This is a genomic window from Streptomyces sp. NPDC002734, from assembly GCF_040295685.1.
In the GTDB taxonomy this organism is placed as follows: Bacteria; Actinomycetota; Actinomycetes; order Streptomycetales; family Streptomycetaceae; genus Streptomyces.
In genome coordinates this window covers 18,467-35,437 of record NZ_JBEOVU010000025.1, presented here as the reverse complement: position 1 = coordinate 35,437, position 16,971 = coordinate 18,467, and the positions used below count along the sequence as shown (strand labels likewise).

The 16,971-nt window shown below is 73.2% G+C and carries 16 protein-coding genes and 1 tRNA gene; 6 read left to right on the top strand and 11 right to left on the bottom strand.

The features are described from left to right. Positions 1–19 precede the first annotated feature (19 nt). The 3 genes from ABT026_RS21820 to ABT026_RS21810 all read right to left on the bottom strand — a co-directional run bounded on the left by ABT026_RS21820 (position 20) and on the right by ABT026_RS21810 (position 3,039). The gene (locus tag ABT026_RS21820) at positions 20–1,579 is read right to left on the bottom strand and encodes a PQQ-dependent sugar dehydrogenase (RefSeq protein ID WP_351116533.1); all 1,560 of its coding nucleotides are present in this window, start codon (positions 1,577–1,579) and stop codon (positions 20–22) included. Positions 1,580–1,833: 254 nt separating this feature from the next. Continuing rightward, positions 1,834–2,343 carry a GNAT family N-acetyltransferase gene (locus ABT026_RS21815; protein WP_351116531.1) on the bottom strand — a complete coding sequence of 170 codons (510 nt, stop codon included), beginning with the start codon at positions 2,341–2,343 and terminating at the stop codon, positions 1,834–1,836. Positions 2,344–2,409: 66 nt separating this feature from the next. Beyond that, positions 2,410–3,039 (bottom strand): DUF1349 domain-containing protein, encoded by a 630-nt coding sequence (locus ABT026_RS21810; protein WP_351116529.1) that lies wholly within the window; start codon positions 3,037–3,039, stop codon positions 2,410–2,412. Positions 3,040–3,113: 74 nt separating this feature from the next. On the opposite strand from ABT026_RS21810, the gene ABT026_RS21805 reads away from it, so the two are divergent. Both ABT026_RS21805 and ABT026_RS21800 read left to right on the top strand, forming a co-directional pair. Next, entirely contained in the window at positions 3,114–3,890 is a 777-nt protein-coding gene (locus ABT026_RS21805) for an SDR family NAD(P)-dependent oxidoreductase (protein WP_351116527.1), read from the top strand. A gap of 16 nt (positions 3,891–3,906) precedes the next feature. Then, positions 3,907–4,650: an SDR family oxidoreductase gene (locus tag ABT026_RS21800; protein WP_351116526.1), complete on the top strand. Its 744-nt coding sequence runs from the start codon at positions 3,907–3,909 to the stop codon at positions 4,648–4,650. A gap of 90 nt (positions 4,651–4,740) precedes the next feature. Here the strand turns inward: ABT026_RS21800 and ABT026_RS21795 are convergent, their stop codons facing one another. The 3 genes from ABT026_RS21795 to ABT026_RS21785 all read right to left on the bottom strand — a co-directional run bounded on the left by ABT026_RS21795 (position 4,741) and on the right by ABT026_RS21785 (position 8,292). Then, entirely contained in the window at positions 4,741–6,108 is a 1,368-nt protein-coding gene (locus ABT026_RS21795; RefSeq protein ID WP_351116525.1) for a M14 family metallopeptidase, read from the bottom strand. Positions 6,109–6,317: 209 nt separating this feature from the next. Then, positions 6,318–8,054, bottom strand: coding sequence for an ankyrin repeat domain-containing protein (locus tag ABT026_RS21790; protein ID WP_351116523.1), 1,737 nt, complete (start codon positions 8,052–8,054; stop codon positions 6,318–6,320). A 165-nt stretch (positions 8,055–8,219) separates the two neighbouring features. Continuing rightward, positions 8,220–8,292, bottom strand: a tRNA-Trp gene (locus ABT026_RS21785). Between the two features lie 316 nt (positions 8,293–8,608). Here ABT026_RS21785 and ABT026_RS21780 point away from each other — a divergent pair. Beyond that, positions 8,609–9,184 carry a snapalysin family zinc-dependent metalloprotease gene (locus tag ABT026_RS21780; RefSeq protein ID WP_351116522.1) on the top strand — a complete coding sequence of 192 codons (576 nt, stop codon included), beginning with the start codon at positions 8,609–8,611 and terminating at the stop codon, positions 9,182–9,184. A gap of 25 nt (positions 9,185–9,209) precedes the next feature. Here ABT026_RS21780 and ABT026_RS21775 read toward each other — a convergent pair whose 3' ends face one another. Then, entirely contained in the window at positions 9,210–10,676 is a 1,467-nt protein-coding gene (locus tag ABT026_RS21775; RefSeq protein WP_351116520.1) for a hypothetical protein, read from the bottom strand. Between the two features lie 188 nt (positions 10,677–10,864). Further along, entirely contained in the window at positions 10,865–11,299 is a 435-nt protein-coding gene (locus tag ABT026_RS21770) for a VOC family protein (protein ID WP_351116519.1), read from the bottom strand. A gap of 84 nt (positions 11,300–11,383) precedes the next feature. Between ABT026_RS21770 and ABT026_RS21765 the strand changes: the two genes are divergently transcribed. Next, entirely contained in the window at positions 11,384–11,896 is a 513-nt protein-coding gene (locus ABT026_RS21765) for a DUF402 domain-containing protein (RefSeq protein ID WP_351116517.1), read from the top strand. A gap of 84 nt (positions 11,897–11,980) precedes the next feature. On the opposite strand, the gene ABT026_RS21760 is transcribed toward ABT026_RS21765, so the two are convergent. Beyond that, positions 11,981–12,364: a VOC family protein gene (locus ABT026_RS21760; protein WP_351116516.1), complete on the bottom strand. Its 384-nt coding sequence runs from the start codon at positions 12,362–12,364 to the stop codon at positions 11,981–11,983. A 151-nt stretch (positions 12,365–12,515) separates the two neighbouring features. Between ABT026_RS21760 and ABT026_RS21755 the strand changes: the two genes are divergently transcribed. Next, a complete protein-coding gene (locus ABT026_RS21755; RefSeq protein WP_351116515.1) occupies positions 12,516–13,760 on the top strand; it encodes an MFS transporter in 1,245 nt (414 codons plus the stop codon). A gap of 180 nt (positions 13,761–13,940) precedes the next feature. Then, a complete protein-coding gene (locus ABT026_RS21750; protein WP_351116514.1) occupies positions 13,941–14,249 on the top strand; it encodes a hypothetical protein in 309 nt (102 codons plus the stop codon). A gap of 84 nt (positions 14,250–14,333) precedes the next feature. Here ABT026_RS21750 and ABT026_RS21745 read toward each other — a convergent pair whose 3' ends face one another. Both ABT026_RS21745 and manD read right to left on the bottom strand, forming a co-directional pair. Then, positions 14,334–15,755 (bottom strand): mannitol dehydrogenase family protein, encoded by a 1,422-nt coding sequence (locus ABT026_RS21745; protein WP_351116512.1) that lies wholly within the window; start codon positions 15,753–15,755, stop codon positions 14,334–14,336. Beyond that, complete coding sequence (gene manD / locus ABT026_RS21740; RefSeq protein WP_351116510.1) at positions 15,752–16,960, bottom strand: D-mannonate dehydratase ManD; 1,209 nt, start codon at positions 16,958–16,960, stop codon at positions 15,752–15,754. Before manD ends, ABT026_RS21745 begins: the two co-directional genes overlap by 4 nt. Positions 16,961–16,971 lie beyond the last annotated feature (11 nt).

Genomic DNA, 16,971 nt, shown 5'->3' with positions numbered 1-16,971 from the left:
TGCTGCCGCCCCGGTGGTGTCAGTTGCTGCCGGTGCGGGCGCAGGGAACGTCGTTGAGCGTGAAGCGACCCGGTGCGGCGGTGTTGCCGGTGTGGCTCACCAGATAGCCGAGGGTGACCGAACCGCCCGGCGGGATCGCCGCGTTGTGGGAGGCGTTGGACGCGGTGTGGATGTCGCCGAGGGTGGTGAGGTCGGTGTTCCAGTCCGAGACGACGCTCTGCCCGTAGGGCAGCGAGAACTGGAGCCACCAGCCGTCGAGCGGGGTGGTGCCCGTGTTGGTGACGGTGAGGTCGACGGTCATGCCGGTGCCCCAGGCCGTCTTCTTCACGTCCACCTTGCAGGGCGGCTTCGTCCGCTCGAAGGACACCTTGTGCAGGCCGCCGGGCAGGTCGTTGACGACGTAGAACTCGCCTTCCTGAGTGGCGCCGATCGCCGTCACCTGGGTAGGCCAGTCACCGATGTCGGCCTGGCGGTAGCCGCCGTTGCCGTCGGGACGCAGCGCCCAGACCTGCGACGAGCAGTAGTCGGTGGCGATGTAGGTGCCGCCGACCAGGTCGGCGAACTGCTTGCCGTGGTACACCTGTCCGCCGATGACCGCGCAGTTGCCGTTGTAGGGCGAGTAGTAGTAGTCCTGCGGGGTGTAGCGGGCTCCGGAGGCGCACTGGGCCTCGTCGAAGACCTGGGGGCCCTCGTAGCAGGACCATCCGAGGTTGGCGCCCGCCTGCTCGGCGCGCGTCAGGTGGGTGATCTCCTCCCACCGTCCCTGACCGACGTCGGCGACCCACATCGACCCGTCCGCCGGGTCGAAGGAGAACTTCCACGGGTTGCGGGTGCCCCAGAGCCAGATCTCGCCCCGGGCGCCGGGGGTGTTGACGAACGGGTTGTCGGCCGGGATGCAGTACGGGAGCGAGCCGCAACTGCGGCTCACGTCGACGCGGAGGATCTTGCCGAGCAGGGTGTCCTTGCGCTGGCCGGTGTCGAACGGGTCACCGGAGCCGCCGCCGTCGCCGATCGCCATGTACAGCTTGCCGTCGGGGCCGAACGCGAGCTGGCCTCCGTTGTGGTTGCTGTAGTCGGCGTGCGGCTGCTGGAGCAGGACCTCGAGCTTCCCGTCGGCGAGGTTGTAGCGCGCCAGGGTGACCGCGGCGTCGGGCAGCGCGGTGTAGGTGAGGTAGAGCCTCTTGCTGGTGTTGAAGTCGGGCGGCAGGGCGATGCCCAGCAGGCCGCGCTCGTTGCCCGTCTCGTCGACCTTGTCGACGATGTCCAGCAGCGGGGTGGAGGAGAGGCCGGTGCTGGGCTGGTAGACGCGGACCCGTCCGGACTTCTCGGTGATGAACAGCCGCCCGGTGCCGTCGCTCGGGGCGACGATGGCGGTGGGGCGCCGCAGGCCGGAGGCGACCTGGGTGGTGGTGGCGAGGACCTCCTCCATGGGCGGCACCGCGGCGGCGGCCGTCCGTGCCTCCTTGGCGGGCGGGGCCTCGGCGGAGGCGGCCGGGAGGGACAGCGGGCCGGTGACGGCCAGGGGAAGGGCGAGCAGCAGACCTAACCAGCGGCGGCGCGGTAATCGTCTCTTGAGCATGTACGGCTCCTGCGTTCGTACGGGAGAGCGGACAGAGCGGCGCGGACCCGCCTGGTCGCGGGCCCCTGCCGCATCGGTACTACACCTGTGCCCCGCCGGGACGCTAGTGCCTCTCCCGCCCAGGCACCAGGCCGCCTACGTCCTGACGTGCGCGCGGAGCGCCTCGCGCGGCTGCCCTGGGGTACGCGCTCGCGCCGTCCCCGCCGGCCCGGTCGCGCCGCTCCCGCCGGCCCGGCAGCTCCGTCGCCGCGGGCCTACCGGTCGGCGTCGCGGCAGGTCAGGACTCGGGTGACGGAGCCGTCGTCCTCGGTCACGTCCCGGACGTGGGCGAAGCCGAGCTTGCCGAGCACGGCCAGGGAGGCGGTGTTCGGTTCGGCGACGGTGGCGTGCACCTCGGTGAGGCCGAGGGCGCCGAAGCCGTGGGCGACGATCGCCGCGGCCAGCTCCCGCCCCAGGCCCGATCCCCAGGCCGCGGGGGCGAGGGCGTAGATGATCTCGTGACCGCCCAGTTCCTCGTTGGGCTTGATCTCGGCGTGCCCGACCAGGCGCCCGTCCTGCCGCACGGCCCAGACGTCGAACAGCTCCTGGGCGTAGACCTTGGTGAAGACCCGCCCGAACAGCGCGCGGTACTCCGCCTCGGGCTCGGGGCCGTCGCCCATCCAGCGGGAGACCCTCTCGTCGAGGAACAGGGCGACGAAGTCCTCCTCGTCCTCACGGCGGTAGGGCTCGAGCAGCAGGCGGGCGGTGCGCAGTGTCGGGGTCACGCGGTGACGCTAACCGGGGCGCGATCACCGCCGCAAACCACTTTCACCTGCGCGAACGCCGAGCCCTCAGGAGCCGTCGCGCAGGTCGGCGGGGGCCGAGGGCGTGAAGGTGACCTCCTCGAACCAGGCGGTGCAGCCCTGGCCGGTGGGCGACTGCGCGAGGAAGCCGACGGTGGTGCGCCGGGCATCCGCCTCGTGCTCGTGCTGGTGCTCGTGCAGGGAGAAGTAGCGCAGCAGGCGCCACCACTGTCCGTCGGTGGAGGCGTGGAAGGCCCAGGCGCGGCCGGCGCGGGTGACCCTCAGCCACAGCGTGTCGCCGGACACCTCGAAGGCGTTGGCGTCGTCGGAGGTGCCACGGGTGACCACGGTGACCGCGGTCGGGGTCTTCTGCGGGGAGTACTCGAAGCAGAGTTTGGCCCAGCGGTCCTCGGCCGCGTGCACCAGCAGCACGCCGGCGTCGAAGGCGGCGGCGAACTCCACCCGCACCCGGGCCGCCAGGCTGAAGTCGCCCTCCGGCGGCACGCCCGCGAGCCGGCCCGCGTCCGGTGGCGTGCCGCCGCCCGCCGGGTCGAGGAAGAGGTCGGTGCCGGCCTGTCCGGTCAGCCGCAGGGTTCCGCCGGACGTCTCGAACACGCACGGCGGCCCGCCCTCCGGTGCGAGCGGGAAGGGCAGGGTGGGTAGGGTCGGCGCAGTCACCGTCGGAGTCTCGTAGGGTGGGTGACGGATCGTCAAGAGCGGCCGTGGCCGCTCCGTCACGGGGTGAGGCCATCGTGAGCAGCGTCTTCGTCACCGGTTCGGCCCAGGGCATCGGCCACGAGACCGCCCGGGCACTGGTCCACGCCGGGCACCGGGTGGTCGTCCACGCCCGCGACGAGCGGCGCGCCGCCGAACTGCGTGCCTCCCTGCCCGGCGCCGCCGCCGTGCTGACCGGCGACCTGGCCTCGCTGGCGAGCACCCGCTCGCTGGCCTCGGCGGCCGCGGAGGCGGGCCCCTTCGACACCGTGATCCACAACGCGGGTGTGGGCGGCGGCTCCTCCGAGCGGGTGACGACCGGCGACGGGCTGGAGCAGATCTTCCAGGTGAACGTGGTGGCGCCCTACCTGCTGACCGCCCTCTCGCCCCGCCCGGCGCGCCTGATCCTCCTCACCTCGGGACTGGAATCCGCGGGGCGCCTCGACTTCGGCGACCTGACCTTCGCGAACCGCGCGTGGGACGGCATGCAGGCCTACTCCGACAGCAAGCTCATGGACGTGGCGCTCGCCTTCGCCCTGGCGCGCCGGTGGCCGGACGTCGTCGTCAACGCGGTGGATCCCGGCTGGGTCCGCACCCGGATGGGCGGTCCGAACGCCACCGACGCGCTGCCCGACGGGGCCGAGACGCAGGTGTGGCTGGCCTCGTCCGACGAGCCGGAAGCGCTGGTGAGCGGCCGGTACCTCAAGCACCGCGTCTCCCTGCGGGCCAATCCGGCCGCCTACGACCTGGACGTCCAGGACCGTCTGCTGGACGTCCTCGCCGGGATCACCGGCGAGACCCTTCACCACTCCTGACACGGAGGAGCCCATCATGCGGATCGCCGTCGCCGGCGCGACCGGCAACATCGGCGCCCTGACCGTCGCCGCCCTGGAGGAGGCCGGGCACGAGGTCGTGCGCATCAGCCGCTCGCTCGGCGTCGACCTGACCACCGGGGAAGGCCTCGACGCCGCCCTGACCGGTGTCGAGGCCGTCGTGGACGCCACCAACGGTCCCGCGGCCGACCGTGACGAAGCGGTGGCGTTCTTCGGCACCAGCACCCGGAACCTGCTCGCCGCCGAGGCGCGGGCGGGTGTCCGGCACCACGTGCTGCTCTCGATCGCCTGCCTGCACCGCGTCGAGGGCAACGCCCACTACGCCGGCAAGCGGGAGCAGGAACGCCTCGTCTCCGAGGACCTGGTGCCCTGGACGATCGTCCCGGCAACCCAGTTCCACGACTTCGCCGAGATGGTGACGGGGTGGACGGAGCAGGACGGCGTCGCCACCGTCGCCCCGCTGCTGCTGCGCCCGATCGCTCCGCAGGACGTGGCGGACGTCCTCGCCGAGATCGCCACCGGCGCTCCGCAGGGCCGGTACCCGGACGTCGCGGGGCCCGACCCGCAGGACCTGGTGGACATGGCCCGGCGCACCCATCAGGCGCGCGGCCGCGCGGTCCGGCTGGTGCCGACCTGGTCGGGGCTGTTCGGCACGGAGATGGCCGGTGACGTGATGCTGCCGGGTCCGGACGCTCGCATCGCGCCGACCACCTTCGAGGAGTGGCTGGCCAAGCAGCACTGAGGCCAGGACGGCCGCAGCCCCGCCGCGTCGTGCACGCGGCGGGGCTGCGACGTCACCGGCGGGGGCGCCACGTCACCGGCGGGGCCGGCGTCAGGCGCAGTACTGCGCCTGCTTGCCGATCGAGCGGTACATGCAGTCCGCGTTCTCCAGGAGTTGCAGCACCGCGTCCCGGTTGCGGGAGGTCTCGCGGTCGATCACCTCGTCGGGCGGGTAGAACCCGCCGCCGGAGCTGGACGACGGATACATCTCGAAGGTGTACGAGAAGATCTTGTAGGTGCCCCAGAGCCAGTCGTTGATCGACCCGTCGGTGATGTACAGGTCGCTCGACTGCTCGGCGGTGTAGCCGTTGCTGGCGGCCATCTTCTGCCCCACCGTGGCGAGGGCGCTGCGGTCGTCGGCCGTCAGACCGGTCGCGGTGTCGGCCGTGGTGTACCCGTACGGCCACAGCACCAGCTCGCTGTAGGTGTGGAAGTCGATGCCCGCCTTGATCTGCTGCTTGCCGCCCACCACACGCCCGCGCACGAAGTCGGCGACCACCTTGACCTCCTTGGCCGACTCGCCCGCGGTGCCGCGGTAGGTGTCGGAGGACGTCGAGCCGGAGGAGCCGCCGCAGCAGCCCCAGCGATAGGCCCAGTTGCGGTTCAGGTCCGTGCCGACGTAGCTGGAGCCCGAGTTGGGCTGGCGGTTCTTGCGCCAGGAGCGGTAGGAGCCGGTGGCCACGTCGTACTCGCCGCCGTCCGGGTTGAGATCCGGGATGATCCAGATCTCGCGGCCGTTCACCATGCTGGTGACCCGGGAGTCGGTCCCGTAGTCGCCGGTCAGCTCGCGCAGCAGGTACAGCGCCATCTCGACGGTGAGGTGCTCGCGGGCGTGCTGGTGATGGGTGAACAGCACCTCGGGTTCGGCCTCGTCGGTGGCGACGTTGTCGCTGATCTTGACGGCGACGATGTTGCGCCCCTGGTACGAGGTGCCGATCACCCGCTGCGAGGCGATCTGGGGGTTGGCCTGGACGATCGCGTTGATCTCGGCCGTCATCTCCGCGTAGTTGTGGTACCGCGCGTCGGCCGTCGGGAAGTCGAGGGGACGGACGTCGTCCTCCCCGGCGGACCGGTCGGGGACCGAGCCGAGCGGCGTCACGTCGTAGCCCAGTGAGCGCAGTTTCTTGATCTGGCCGGCGCGGCCCGAGACGACGACACCGTGGCCGTGCACCTCGTCGACGGTCACCCCGGTCCGCTGCAGGGCGGCGCGGTCCTCGGGGGTGGAGTGCAGGGTGATCTCGTACTGGCGGACCTCGTCCGCCGCGGCCGACGCGGCGGTGGTCGACGCGGCGACGGTCGCGGTCGGCATGTCGTCGGCCGTGGCCGAGACGGGTGCGGCGAGCGCCAGGGCCAGCAGGGCGGCCAGGGCGGCGGTGCGTCCGCGGTGGCGGGAGCCCGTGCCGTGGGGGCGGAGTCGCATGAAGTCTCCTTGATTCTCCGGGAGTACCGGGATTGTCCGGCCTGAGGGAGTGGAGCGGGGCGGTGCGACGTGCGCGTACGACGTGCGGGTGCGGTGGCGCTCATGGTGAGTGCATGGCATGTCTGGGTCAAGGGCGGCCGGGGCGAACTGTCCGGAACCGGTCCTCGGCCCGCCCCGCGGGGCTCCCGGCCGGGGTCGGGGCCGGCCCCCTACTTCATGAGGCCTCGCCGCTTCCACTCGGGCTCTTCGTCCGGCGTCATCCCCGACCACCAGCTGCCGCGGTGGGGGTGTTCCCGCTCCACGCGTTCGCACAGGAAGGCCAGGTCGCTCCGCCCGTACGGACGGATCACCTGGGCCATCGTCAGGCCCCGGTCGTCGACCACGTCGATGCGCGCGCCCATGGCGAGGAACGTCCGCACCAGGGCGGGCGAGCCCCCCGCGTACACCGCCGCGTACAGCGGCGTCCGCTGCCGGCAGTCCTGGGCCTCGAGGTCGAGCCCCGCCTCGACGAGCCGGGGCAGCAGCGCCTCGTGGTCGAGCAGGTGGAGGACGTGCAGCAGGCTCCGGCGCCCGCCGTCCCGCACGCGCGGGTCGACACCGGCGTCCAGCAGCGCGAGCACACCCGCCGTGTCGCCGTGCTGCGCCCGCTGGAACAGCTCGGCCCGCTGCACCCGCAGCGCCTTCGGCAGCCGGCCCTTCCCCGTCGTCCACGCCTCACGGACGGCGAAGCAGTCGGTCGGCCGCGGCTGCGCGAGCAGGCGGCGGCAGTCGGCAGGAAGGTCGCAGGCGGCAGGAAGGCCGCAGGCGGCACGCTCCGGCGGCTGCTCCTGGTCGCCGTGCGGAATGTCGAGCCGCCCGCCGCGGGAGACCACCTCGTGCCACGTCCCGCCGCACCTCACGCGCACCGGCTCCGGCGCACGCGGGCCCGGCGGTCCCTCCGGGACGGGGAGCGAGGGGAACAGCGAGGCGCCCACCAGCGGGTGGAGTTCGGCAGGGGTGAGATGGCCGGCCCGCAGCATCAGCAGGTCGGGAAGCGGCTGGAGCAGCCACCGGGGCAGCGGCGGGGTGTCGCCCGGCGGCTGCGTCACCCGCGCCCGCGCCGTGTCCCCGGCCCCGTCCGCCGGTTCGAGGAACAGCGTCCCGCGCCAGCCGGCGTCGAGCCGGAAACGGGTCCCGGGCAGTTGGGCGGCGAGCCGTTCCAGCTCGTCCCCCAGCCGGGTGAGGGTGAGGAGGTGCGGGGCGAGCCGGAACCGGGGAGGTGCGCCGTCCAGCGGGATGCCCGCCGCGGCGAACGCCTCGGCCGTGCGCTCCTGCTCCTGCAGGAGCACCGTCCACTCGGTGCGCACCGCGGGGTCGACGCCCGGACCGTCGCCGGGGTCCGCGACGGGCAGGAGGGACGGATCACGTGGGGTGCCGTCGGCCTCCACGAAGGGCGGGCGGTCGGGGCCGCCGCCGCAGCGTTCCCGCAGTTCGCCGGTGTGCCGCGCGTCCCACAGATGACGGGCCGTCGACCAGTCCTCGCAGGTGATCGACTCCGCGCCCGGCCGCCGCTCCTCCTGCGGCGACCCGAGGCGCAGCGCGAGACGCTGCGGGCCGTCGATCGTCGCGGGCGTGAGGACGTACAGGAAGAGCGGCCCGTCCGCGCGCGAGGTGTGCCGGGAGAGCAGCGCGGCCACGTCGGTGGCCAGCGTGGTCCGCCCGCCGAGCGTGCGCGGCAGGTGCCAGCGCATCAGGTCCGGGACAAGGTGGCGCAGGTCGTCCTCCACCGCGGCGGCGACGTCGGCGCCGTGCCGTGCGGTGACGTCACGCAGGTCGAGGCCGACGTCGACGTTGGCAGCCGCGCAGGCGCCGGCCCAGTCGCCGGCCAGGCGCCGCTCGGTGGCGCGCTCGATCATCGTGCGCGGCACGGCGTAGCGACGCACCCGCCGCCAGCTCGACGTGTCCACGGGGTCCTGTCCGATCACCGGTCGACGCCCTTGACCGTCCGCAGGCCCGGGTGGGCACCGGCGGCGCGCTCCATGGCCTCTCCGGCGGGGCGGCACACGGGCGTGATGGCGCTCATCCCGCTCCCCCACTCCCCCGGCCGACTCTTCCCCGCACAACGTGGACGGCAAGGCCGGTCGGATTCGAACCGACGTCCACCAGCGTGGAGCTCGGGTGCGACGACCACTGCGCTACGGCCTTGCCTGCGGTGATCCTAAGGGGCCTTCCGGGCGGGTGACCATGCCCACCGGTACCACCGGTTTCCCGCGGGAGCACGCCCCCTCTCGCCGTGTGGACCGCGCATGCGGAACCCCGCGGCCGGTTCGTGTCCGTGGGGGGCGCTTTCCGGCCGACCTTACTGACATGAGCATGACCTATCGGCCGGGTTGGGCAGTGTCCTGGGGCCCCTGGGAGAACCTACGACGGGACTGACGGCAGGTCACCTGGCGGTGCCGTCCCGCCACCCCCCACCCCCGGTTCCGGACAGGGGCCGGAACCCGGTACCGAAAGGACAGCCATGCAGAAGTCCTTGTGGCTCAAGGCGGCCGGCGCCGCCGCGGCGCTCACCTTCGCCGCGACGGCCGCCGCGCAGGCGGCCCCCGCACCGTCCGGGACGGCGCGCGCCGCCGCGGCGGTGACGCTCCGCTACGACGACAGCCGGGCCGCCGGCTGGGAGTCGGCGATCGCCGCGGGGGTCGCCTCCTGGAACCGGAACGTCGACAACGTCCAGCTGGTCGAGGCCCCGGCCGGCACCCGGGCCGAGATCGTCATCGTCGCGACCACCGGCTGGCCGCAGGCGTACCTGGGCCCGGTGCGTCCCGGCGGCCAGGTACGGGTCGAACTCGGCAGCCAGGCCGTGGCGCAGGGGTACAACAAGACCCGCATCGCGGCCCACGAGCTCGGCCACAGCCTGGGGCTGCCCGACACCAAGCCCGGCCCGTGCACCCAGCTGATGTCCGGCTCCAGCGCGGGGACCAGCTGCACCAACGCGGTACCCAACGCGACGGAGCAGGCCCGCGTCGAGTCCTTCTACGCGGGCGCCCTGACCGCGGGCGCCGCCGCCGGCGGCCGCACCCTGGTCGACGCGCCCTAGAAGCGTCCGGCCCGCACTCCGCGCGTCACAGACCCGCCTGGTCGAGCAGGTGGAGCATCGAGGGCACGGGCAGCGCCCGGTTGGTGGCGGCTGCCACGGCGACCGCGGGATCGGAGGACGCGAGCAGTTCGACCAGTCGTCCGGCCGGGAGGACCGGGTTGACGGCGGCCCGGCGTCGGACGGTGACGTTGCCGTCGGCGAGGAGGGCCTCGATCGTGTCGGCCGGCAGGCCGGGATGGGCGGCGGCCACGGCACGGTCGGCGGGACGTGCTGAGCCGGTCAGGCGGACGGCGGCGTCACCGGGGAAGTTCCGGTGGGCGAGCAGGTCCCACCGGCTGTGGCCGGTCCACGTCTCGGCGGTACGGGCCAACAGCCGGGCGGGGGCGTTCGGCTGACGCTCACAGACGAAGAGGCGGACCGTGAAGCTCTCGTCGTGGGCCAGCAGTTCGACGATCTCGTCCGGCAGACCGGGGCGCATGGCCAGTGTCTTGCGGAAGATCTGGTGGCGGCTCCGGGCGTACGCCGCCAGGTCCCGCTCCGGCAGGTCGCCGGTGAGGAGCCAGTCGACGACCGCCGTGTCCCCCTCGTCGAAATCGGCCGGTACGGACTCGCGCAGGGACGGTTCGAGACCGCGGCGTGCGACGACTGCCGCGCGTACGCGATTGTCCGGGTCGTTCGCCAGGTCCGCCACGTGCTCGGCGGGCAGCGTCGGGTTGCCCGCCACCGCCGGCCGGGCATCGGGATCCGCCAGGAAGCGAGCGGTGAGCTCCAGGTCGAGATCGGCTGTTGCGGCGATGCCGCACAACAGGTCCGTATCGAGCTCCTTGCCGTCGGCGGCGGCAGCGTCGAGGCCGGCGATCAGGAGATGTGCCGTCCCGGTCGGGAGCGGGCCGTCGAGCCGGCCCAGGAGAAGCCACTGACCGTGGGGATCGGTGGCCCGCAGCAGTCGGCTGATGTGGTCGACGGGTACCCGGGGCCATTCCGTGGCGGCGAGGGTGGCCGTTCGCTCGTCCGCGTCGTCGAGCAGCGTGATCCGGAGGTCGTCCGGGAGGTGCGGGTTGCGGGCCAGGGCGCGGCGGACCTCGGGATCGGGATCGCGGGCGAGGGCTTCGTACACCTCGCGCGGCAGGGGCCCCGGGGATCGGATGCCGTGGACCCCGACCGTGGTGAAATACGGTGCCCCTGCGGCCAGACGCGTCCGGACACGGGGGTCGGCATCGCCGGCCAGGACAACCCGCACGGACGGCGGGACGCTCGGGTTCGCCGCGAGTTGCGACCGCAGATCCGCGTCGGTGGCCGCGGCGAGGACCCCCGCGGTCTCCGGGGGCAGGTCACGGCGTCGTACCAGCGCGTGCCGCGCCTCCCCGGCCGCCGCGAGCCGGACGAGGACGGCCGGCGGTGCGGAGGGGTTACCTGCGAGACCCGGCAGCAGCAAGGCGAGACGCGGTCCGGTCACGGCGGGAGGACCGAGGGGTGCCGGCACGGGGCTCATGATCCAGGGCCTCCTCTGCTCCGAAGGGTCGGCGATGGCTCTGCGGCGCCCTGCCCGGCGTTAAGTCGCCGCACGTCCCGTGCGAGCGCGTACAGCGCGGCGGGAAGAACGCCGCAGGCCTAGGTCACCGCGCTGAGACGGTTGGTCACGCGGACGTCCTCACCGACCACCGGAGGCGGCGGAAGAGATCAGTCGAGGCAGAACTCGTTGCCCTCGATGTCCTGCATCACGATGCAGGACTCGTTCTCGCCGTCGGCACGCATCGTCCGCACGTGGACCGCGCCGAGCTCGACCAGCCGTGCGCATTCGGCCTCGAGCGTTGCCAGGCGCTCGTCGCCCACGAGTCCGGTACCGGCCCGCACGTCGAGGTGCACCCGGTTCTTGACGACCTTCCCTTCGGGAACGCGCTGGAAGAGCAGCCGCGGGCCCACCCCCGAGGGATCACTGCACGCGAAGTAGATCACCTGCTCCTCGGGCGGCAGCGAGCGGTGGTAGTCCTCCCACGTGTCGAACCCCGCCGGAACCGGAGGCACGACGTAGCCGAGCACCTCGCACCAGAAGCCGGCGAGGCGGGCGGGTTCCGCACAGTCGAAGGTCACCTGGATCTGCTTGATCGTTGGCATCGGCGCACAATAGCAGGGGACTTGGTCGTCTCCGTGGGCCGGTGAACCGTGCTTCGTCGAGGGCGCAGACCTAAACTCCCGTTCATGGCCGATGCCGAAGTCCTCGTCTCCGTGCGCAAGTTCGACGGCCGCCTGCACTGGCACCATCCGATGGTCCGGCTGGGAGAGGACGAGCACGGGGTGTGGCTCGGGGCGCCGGTCGGCACGGTGTACAGCAAGGGCGGGGTGGGCCCGGTCTACGCAACCGAGGAGCCACGGGTCATGCTCTTTCCGCGCGGTGCCTGGTGGACCGCGCTCTTCCAGGCGGCACCGGCGCATCTGGACGTCTACTGCGACGTCACCACGCCGTCGGTGTGGCCGAGCACGTCCGAGGTCACCATGGTCGACCTGGACCTCGATGTGTGCCGGGTCCGTGCGACGGGAGCCGTCTTCGTCGACGACGAGGAGGAGTTCGCCCGCCATCGGGTGCGGTACGGCTACCCACTGGACGTCGTGGCGCAAGCAACCGCGGCGGCGGAGTGGCTCGGGGCCGCCCTGCGGGACGGCACGGGACCCTTCGGCGGCGGGTACCGCGCGTGGCTGGACATGCTGGGGTAACGGGCGCTCCCGCTTTACGCCCCGCGGTACTTCGCACGGACGCGCCGACCACGCCTCCCACGAAGCAGGAGAGGCGTGGTCCGATCATCCGTCGTCGCGGCACAGGCAGAACGGATGGCCTGCCGGGTCGAAGAGCACTCGGACGTTCTCCCGGGGCTGGAACCGCGCAACGGTGGCGCCCAGGGCGACCGCCTCGGCGACCGCCGAGTCCAGGTCACCGACCTGGAAGTCGAGGTGCATCATCGGACGCTGGTCACCGTCGGAAGGCGGCCACACCGGAGGCCGGTAACCCTCCGCCTGCTGGAACACCAGGAACGGTCCTTGCGGAGAGACGGCCACAACGGACGTTCCCGGCTCTTCGTGCACGATGCGCCAGTCGAGGAGCTCGGCGTAGAACGCCGCCAGGCCGCCGGGGTCCGGCGCCTCGACCGTAGTCCCCCACCACATGCCGCCCGTTCGTGATCGCATGCCCGACCCTAACCGGCCCGGGTCCGCCGGAGGGTCAGGGCAGCCGGGCCGTAACTCCGTTGTGGCGGCCCCGCGTTGTGGGGGACCATGCGCCGTTGTGACCTCGCGACCGGAAGAACCCGTTGACGTAGGGGCCCCGTCCGCCCCCGCCGTGGCCTTCGCCCCCTCCACCCCGGCGCACCGGGACGGCAACGTCCTGCGCTGGCTCGTCGCCTACACGTTCTCCGTGGTCGGCGACGCCGCCTATTTCGTGGCGCTCGGCTGGGCCGCGCAGAAGGTGGCCGGGCCGGCCCAGGTCGGCCTGGTGATGGCGGTCGGCGCGATACCCCGGGCGATCCTCATGCTCGGCGGCGGGGTGATCGCCGACCGGTTCGGCCCGCGCCTGGTGGTCATCTCCTCCGACGCGGTCCGCGCCGTGGTGATCCTCGCCGCGGCCGCAGCCCTCGCCTTCAGTACGCCCGGCCTCTGGTTGCTCGTCACGCTGGCCCTCGTCTTCGGCGTCGTGGACGCCCTGTTCATGCCGGCGGTCGGAGCCATGCCGCCCCGGCTCACCGGCCGTGACCAGTTGATGCGGGTGCAGAGCCTGCGCAACCTGGTGCAGCGGTCCGGCCACATCGCCGGCCCGCCGCTCGCCGGGCTCTCGATGGGGCTCGGCGGCCCCGCCGGCGCCTTCGCCGTGACCGGCGTCCTGTTCGCCCTCTCGCTGCTCCTCCTGGTCGCGGTCCGGCTCGCCCCGCTGCCGCCCGAGGAACTGCCCGCCGCCGACTCCACCGCCCGCCGCGACCTGGTCGACGGCATCGTCTACCTGCGCCACGAGCCCGTCGTCGGGCCGCTCGTCCTCTCCGGACTGCTCTCGATGATCGGCTGCGTCCCGCCGATGGCGATCGGCGTCATCCTGCTCGCCGAGGAACGCGGCTGGGGCCCTTCCGGTGGTGCCTGGGTGAACGCGGCCCTCAGCGCCGGCGTCTGCACGACCTCGCTTCTGCTCGTCGTGCGCGGCCGCTTCAACCGGGCCGGCCACTGGCACAACATCACCCTGCTCGTCGCCTCGGCCGGCATCGGCCTGATCGGCGTCATGCCGAGCCTCGCCCTCGCGGTCGCCGTGGCGCTCGTCTCCGGACTGGTGTCCGGCCTGTGCGGCGGTCTGGCGATGGCCCTGATGCAGGCCAACACCGCCCTCGCCTTCCAGGGCCGGGTCGCCGCCGTCCAGGCGCTCAGCGCGGTCGGCATCACCCCGGTGATGTTCCCGCTCTTCGGCCTCCTGGTGGAGAGGTGGGGCGCCGGCCGCACCTTCCTCCTCTTCGGCTGCGTCAGCATGCTCGGCGCCACGGTCTCCACCGCCTCCCACGCCGTCCGCCATGCCGACCTGGACTTCCGGAGGACCGCGGGAGGCTGAGGACCGTGGAAGCGTGCGAACGGCACGGCCCGATCCGCCGAACAGCGCCCGGGCCGCCTCGGGTGGCGGAACTCCCGTTGCCTGGTGAACGGGCGGTCGTTGGCCTGGTGGCGCCGGGCCGCGCAGGGCGGAGGGCGTCACCAGCCGCAGGTCAGTGCACCAGGAGGAGTGGCCACCGTCATGAAATTCGTGCAGATCATCGACTTCGAAACGGAGCGCATCGACGAGGTGCGGCAGAGGATGAGCGAGTACGAGGAGCAGTCCCGCGCCTCGGGCCGGACCACGGCCCCCACCGCCCGCATGCTGCTCAAGGACCGGGCGAACGGCAACCGCTACCTCGCCGTCGTGGAGTTCGCGGACCACGGGACGGCCATGGCCAACAGCGACGCGCCCGAGACCGGCGAACTGGCCCAACAGCTCTCGGCCCTGATGACCCGGCCTCCGGTCTACACCGACTGCGACGTGGTGGAGCAGCACACCGGGAAGTGACCCGGGCCCTGCCCTCTCGGCCCGTCACCACCCCGTGGGTGACGGGCCGACACTCCAGGCAGCCCCCGGGGACCGCCGTCGCGGTCAGAGGAGCGCCGCGGCCCCGTGGGCGTCCAGCGCGACGAGGTGTTCGCGCACCTCGGCGACGAACTGCCGGTCCCCGGCGAGGTCCTGCGCGCCGAGGGCGGTGAGGAGGGCGGGGACGGCCCGGTCGGCGGGGCCCTCCCAGGCGGCGCGCAGGCGGTCCGCCACCGGGTCGTCGAGCCGCTCGTCGCGGGTGTGGCGGGCCCACGCCGCGACGGCGCCCGTCAGCACCGGGGCCGCGTGGCCTGCGGCGCGCAGCTCCCGCAGCGGGGCCAGCCAGCGTTCGGGCACCTTGAGGGAGCCGTCGGTGGCGATCTGCCGCAGCTGGTGGCGCATCGCCGGGTTGGCGAACCGGACCACCAGCCCGTCCACGTAGCCGTCGACGTCGAGGCCGGTCGGCAGGCTCCGCGCGACCTCGGCGGCGTAGGCGCGCAGCACCGGCTCGGCCCACGGGGCCGTCATGGCGTCGGCGACCGTCCGGCGCCCGTCGGCGAGGCCGAGGCAACTCAGCAGCGTGTGGCTGCCGTTGAGGAGCCGCAGCTTCATCACCTGGTAGGGCGCGACGTCCGGGACGAGGAGCGCGCCGGTGTCCTCCCAGCGGGGCCGGTCCGCCGCGAAGGCGTCCTGGAGGACCCACTGGGTGAACGGCTCGCCGGTGACCGCCGCCTCGTCGCGGACGCCGAGGAGCTCGCTCGCGGCGTCCCGGTCGGCGTCGGTCGTGGCGGGGACGATCCGGTCGACGACCGTGGAGGGGAAGGCGACGGCCTCGTCGATCCAGGCCAGCAGGGTGTCGCGGTCGTCCCAGCCGGAGGCCTCCACGAACTCGCGGACGAGGCGGGCCGCCACCTGCCCGTTGTCGGCCATGTTGTCGCAGGGCACGACGTTCAGCGGGGCCCCGCAGACCACGCGCCGGGTGCGCAGGCCGTGGGCCAGCTGACCGGGCACGCTCGCCGGGACGGGGGCGCCGGCCAGGTCCGCGGCGACCAGCGGGTCGGTCGTGTCCAGGCCGCCGCCGGGAGCGCGGCGGTAGCCCTTCTCGGTCACCGTGAGGGTGACCACGGTGACCTGCGGCGAGGCCAGCAGGGCCCGCAGCCGGTCCCCGTCGTCGACCGCGTGCAGCGCCTCACGGAGCTGGCCGACCACGCGGGTGCGCGGTCCTTCGGGGGTGCGCAGGGTCAGCGAGTACAGCCCGTCCTGCGGGGCGAGCTGTTCGACCACGCCACGCCCGCGCTGGGAGAACCCGGCGATGCCCCAGCCGCCGCCGTGCAGCGCCTCGGCCTGCTCGGTGTGGACGGCCTGGTGGGCGCGGTGGAAGGCGCCCGGGCCGAGGTGGACGACGCGCGTGCCGAGGGAGCGGGGGTCGACCAGGGGGCCGGTCCCCTTCGGCAGTCCGGTCAGCGCGTCCAGACGCAGCCTGCTCACCAGTCGTGCACCGACCCGTCGGAACGGCGGCCCACCGGCAGGTACCTGGGGTCGTACGGGAAGCGCGCGGCGGCCTCCTCGTCGAGTTCCACGCCGAGTCCGGGGGCGTCGGACGGGTGCAGGGCGCCGTCGCGGAGCTCGTAGGTGGGGCGGAACACCTCGTGGGTGACGGGGTCGTGCTCCATGTACTCCTGGATGCCGAAGTTGGGCACGGTGACGTCGAGGTGGACGGCGGCGGACATGCTGACCGGGGAGAGGTCGGTGGCGCCGTGCGAGCCGGTGCGGACCTGGTACAGCTCGGCCAGGTTGAAGATGCGTCGCAGGTGGGTGATGCCGCCGGCGTGGGCGACCGAGCAGCGGATGTAGTCGATCAGCCGCTCGGTGATGAGCTGCTGGCAGTCCCAGATCGAGTTGAAGACCTCGCCGACGGCGATCGGCGTGGTGGTGGCCTGCCGGATCTGCCGGAAGTTCTCCTGAAGCTCGGCGGGGCTCGGGTCCTCCATCCAGAACAGCCGCAGCTCCTCCAGCCGCGCGCCGAGCCGTCCCGCCTCGGTGGGGGTCAGCCGGTGGTGGACGTCGTGCAGCAGGTGGAAGTCGAAGCCGAACTCCTCCCGGATGCGGGCGAGGTAGCGCGGCGCGAAGTCCAGGTACCTCTCGGTGTCCCAGAGCTGCTCCTCGGGAAGGGACGCCGCGGCGGGCTCGTAGACGGCTCCCTTGCGGACGCCGTAGGTGCCCGCGACGCCGGGCACGGCCGCCTGGGCGCGGATCGCGCGGTAGCCGGCCTCCTGGAACCGGGCGACGTCCTCGAGCAGCTCGCCGACGGTGGCGCCGCTCGCGTGGCCGTAGACCAGGGCTCCCTCGCGGGCCTTGCCGCCGAGGAGGTCGTAGACCGGCATGCCGGCGACCTTGCCCTTGATGTCCCACAGGGCGGTGTCGACCGCGGCGATCGCCGTCATGGTGACGGGGCCGCGACGCCAGTAGGCGCCCTTGTAGAGGTACTGCCACATGTCCTCGACGCGGTCGGCGTCGCGGCCGATCAGCAGCGGGACCAGGTGGTCCCGGAGGTAGGAGGCGACGGCGAGTTCACGGCCGTTGAGGGTGGCGTCGCCCAGCCCCGTCACCCCGTCGGAGGTGGTGAGCTTGAGGGTGACGAAGTTGCGGCCGGGCGAGGTCACGACGACCTTCGCCTCGGTGATGGTGGCCATGGAACAGCCCT